At 56.2% G+C, this 2,644-nt stretch carries 2 protein-coding genes and 1 pseudogene; 1 reads left to right on the top strand and 2 read right to left on the bottom strand.

Annotation, left to right across the window (positions count from 1 at the left end):
* A partial coding sequence (locus tag P0D89_RS52135) for a glycosyltransferase family 2 protein (protein ID WP_408379492.1) occupies positions 1 to 457 on the bottom strand: 457 nt, incomplete at its 3' end.
* Between the two features lie 464 nt (positions 458 to 921).
* A pseudogene (locus tag P0D89_RS52140) lies at positions 922 to 1,044 on the bottom strand (transposase); the annotation flags it as partial.
* 428 nt (positions 1,045 to 1,472) lie between these two features.
* Here P0D89_RS52140 and P0D89_RS52145 point away from each other — a divergent pair.
* On the top strand, positions 1,473 to 2,351 hold the full coding sequence (locus tag P0D89_RS52145; protein WP_408371232.1) for an ATP-grasp fold amidoligase family protein: 879 nt from the start codon (positions 1,473 to 1,475) through the stop codon (positions 2,349 to 2,351).
* Positions 2,352 to 2,644 lie beyond the last annotated feature (293 nt).

A 2,644-nucleotide genomic window follows, 5' to 3' on the forward strand; every position in this document is an offset into this window, starting at 1 on the left:
GCGTGTTCTTCGGAATCACGTTTCGAATCTTCGGAATCACGTTTCGTATGGGACGCCCCTGCGCGTCCACCCGCTCCATCAACAGCTGCACGTTGCTGAGGCCGGTTCGCCATACCGAAGCGATCGAGCGCAGCGCGCCGGGCACAAGAACGTCGTCCGCAGCGAGGAAGATGATGACGTCGCCCGCACTCCTACCGAAGCCCACGTTGTTGGCTTCCCGCTGGCCACCGTTCTCCTTTAAGAGGCCGTGATCTTTTCGCCAAACGGAACGAATGACATCCGCAGAATTGTCGGTTGAGCCTTCGTCGACAACGATGACTTCCATGTCGGGCCATTCCTGCGTCAGGGCGCTTTCAATGGCTTGTCGAACAGAACGCCCGCAGTTGTAGTTGGCAATGACGACCGAAAAAAACAGGTCAGTGTGGTTCGCTTGACATTCGCTGCTTCGAACTTCCATCGACAACCTCCATCCCAGTTTGTATGGGCGCAGCACGCCTTTAGCTCGAAACCGTTTACGGTACGCCTTCGGCCCGTTGACAATAAGCCGCCGGCCAAAAACGCTATGTCCAGTCACCTCATGCAACCGAACTCGTCCTCGCCGCCCTCGGGAGCGACGCGATGCTGAGGACAATCGTCAGATCTTGGTTATTCTCTCTACCAATTGGTCCCCAAAACGCAAGACATCGTCATGTCCTGTTCTTCGCGCATGGCAGAGGTGCGCATTGCACCCGAATCTAGGTTATGCCTCGATGCCAAGAGCGCATACGTCCGTGCATGAAGTCGTGTACTAATGTCCGAAATCGTTGAATAGCCGATAAAATCGTCGGACGAAATAGCCATGGGGAGGCTGTCCTAAAGCAGATTCGGCACACCCCGCCCGGTATCGCAGCCGCACGTCGACATCATCCGGACATCGGCGTAGTGGAACCAGCAGCGCTGGCCGCGCGTCGCGGGAAATACCTCCTCCAGTGCGGCCCGGAAACCCGTTGCTCCGTCGCCGACTGCGAATAACGGGCCGGCCTGCAGGCCACGCGAACTCAGCTCCGTGACGGACTAATTCGCCCAGGCCCAAGCCGATTTCTGATACACCGATAACCGGTCTGTAAACTTGCTCATGGTGGATGGTTCGTTGTTTTCTGGTTTCCGCCTTCGACAATCAGATTCTCAGCTAAAACCTCCACCGCCTCCAATCTCCCGCCTCAACTCCCCCTACGCCAGATCCGAGCATATCTCAATGCAGCCAATGCGAAGCGCCAAGGAATCTGTAGGACCCAATCTGGATCGGACCTGCGCAGCGGGCCGCTTACCAAAGAGCTAAGCCGGACGTGGTGGTGCGACACGTGTCGCACCACCACTCTTGACGTTAGCTCCTTACCGAATGATCATAACCTCTGATGCCCACGTCGAACTTCTGTCAGTCGCGGCTTCAGGAATGTTGATACCCATGCGTAGTCATTGTTGGGAGACGTGCAATGCCTTACCCGTCCCACGCCATTGTTCAATGGACGAAAGACAGCGCGAAACAGCTTCTTCCCGATGCGGTTTTCCTCAGCTTGCTACATCGGAAGCGCATTGGGCGCTTCCCCAAACTCCTTCACCCGACAACCTACAACGAGAAAATCCTGCTACGTTGCTTACGGCCAGACCCGCGATACAGCGCTTTGACCGACAAGCTGACCGCGCGCGATTACGTCAGAGACAAAATCGGCGAGAAATACCTGATCCCCATGATCTCAGCGCCCTCCGACTTCACGCCAGCGATCTTCGACAGGCTGCCGAATTCCTTTGTCATGAAGGCGAATCATGGAAGCAGTTTTGTGGAAATCGTCCGGGACAAGTCGCAGCATACCTTCGAACATCTCCAGTTTCTGGCCAGCCAATGGCTATCCACCAATTTCTACAGAAATGCGCGGGAACGGCACTACCGAGGAATTCAGCCACGCATTTACTTCGAGAATCTGCTCCTCGACGAACACGGCACGATTCCGGCCGACTACAAGGTCCACTGCTTTGCAAACAGGCCGGGGAGGCCTGTGATGTTTATCCTCGTAGTCTCAGACCGTTTCGGAAGTAACACGCGCGGCGACACATACGATGCACTATGGAACCATCTCGATCTCGAGTTTCTTCCCTACCTTCGCAGCACGAGGCCGGCACCGCCGCCGAACAATCTGGACCTGTTGCTCGATACAGCGGCGCTGCTGTCCGAGGGCTTTGATTATGTCCGCGTCGACCTGTACGCGCCAACTGACGAGGTGTTCTTCGGCGAACTCACTTTTACGCCGGGGGCCGGCGTAAGTCCGATGCGACCGGATCGTGTCGATTTTGAATGGGGAAGTCTTCTAACATGAGCTATCTGGGATAGCTGGAATCGCCGCCTAATCTCCGGCCGGCGAGCGAGCCACACGTGAGAAAGTTTCACTGAATGCGGCATCAGCGAAACCGGTACTCCGGGTTATGTCGATCGAAAACCGTAGACCGACGCAAGAGTGTCACCGTTTCGGCAGTAATTGTGTCAATCTGCCTAAACTCCGCGCTGACATGGGTTTGGTCATCGTTTTGGTGCGCGCCCAGCAGGCGAACTGGCAATGTCGCCGGCTCGCTCCGAGCGCATTGACAGCCGAAAGTTTCACGGACGTCAGGG

The organism is Paraburkholderia sp. RL18-085-BIA-A (genome assembly GCF_046027075.1).
GTDB lineage: Bacteria > Pseudomonadota > Gammaproteobacteria > Burkholderiales > Burkholderiaceae > Paraburkholderia.

What these genes read in the sequence shown, in the direction of transcription:
- P0D89_RS52145 (WP_408371232.1), top strand. Translation starts at nt 1,473, where the DNA reads ATGCCTTACCCGTCCCACGCCATTGTTCAATGGACGAAAGACAGCGCG.